The sequence below is a fragment of the Bradyrhizobium sp. MI1.3 genome (assembly GCF_055811695.1).
Genome location: NZ_JBVVPQ010000227.1, coordinates 1 through 769 on the forward strand (window position 1 = coordinate 1; position 769 = coordinate 769).

Genomic DNA, 769 nt, shown 5'->3' on the forward strand with positions numbered 1-769 from the left:
CTGTTCGGCAAATAGGATCAGGGCAAAGCGGGCGGCGCCGGGGATCCTGTTGTCTTTTTCGTCCCGGAGAAGCACCAAGAGTTTTGCGATGCTTGACATGCCCGTGCCAGCGATAATGCCCAATTCGGCCATATGAGCCCGCAGAGCATTTGCAGTCTGGCTGCGCTGCCTCATTAGCATCAAAATCATACTGGCTGCTTGTTGTCGGCAGTCTTCACCCCGGTACGAACCGCATTGTCGGGCGGGTGACCGCCTCACGAATGGCTTCAGCATCCGCCACGTCTATCTTGTTACGTTTGACGTAAGGCTTCACGTAAGCTGGCGGCATCATGCGGACAGAGTGGCCCAGTGCCGCTATCTCGCGCGCCAGTGATGGCCACTCGCACAGGCCTCCATACCTACCAAGCAAGCTGGGAGGCTCCGAAAGAAGGGTAGAACCTGCGATCGCCGCAATGTGCGACGAACCACGACTTTCCCGTTTTCGGGGGTGCCGTGAACTTGAAAGATCGACTTGGCCAAATCCAAACCCACTGTGATAATTTTCTCCATGGAACGGTCCTTCCTTTGTGGCGCCTCTCTGCGCGACCACGTTAGGCACTCTGCCGGTTCGAAGGGCCGTCCCACACCATCACTTTTGATGAAGTTAAAGCGTCGGCTCGCGTTGGTTTCACAAAGGAATCAATATGATGCAGCGAGCCCTACGTCCGTCGGCCTTGGTCCCTCGCGGATTTGACGTGGAAAGCGCCTTTTGTGATGGCGCTACGACCGT

At 56.6% G+C, this 769-nt stretch carries 1 pseudogene; it reads right to left on the reverse strand.

The window, feature by feature from the left end:
• Nucleotides 1-549, reverse strand: a pseudogene (locus AC0L3A_RS40780) (transposase); the annotation flags it as partial.
• Nucleotides 550-769: the final 220 nt, after the last annotated feature.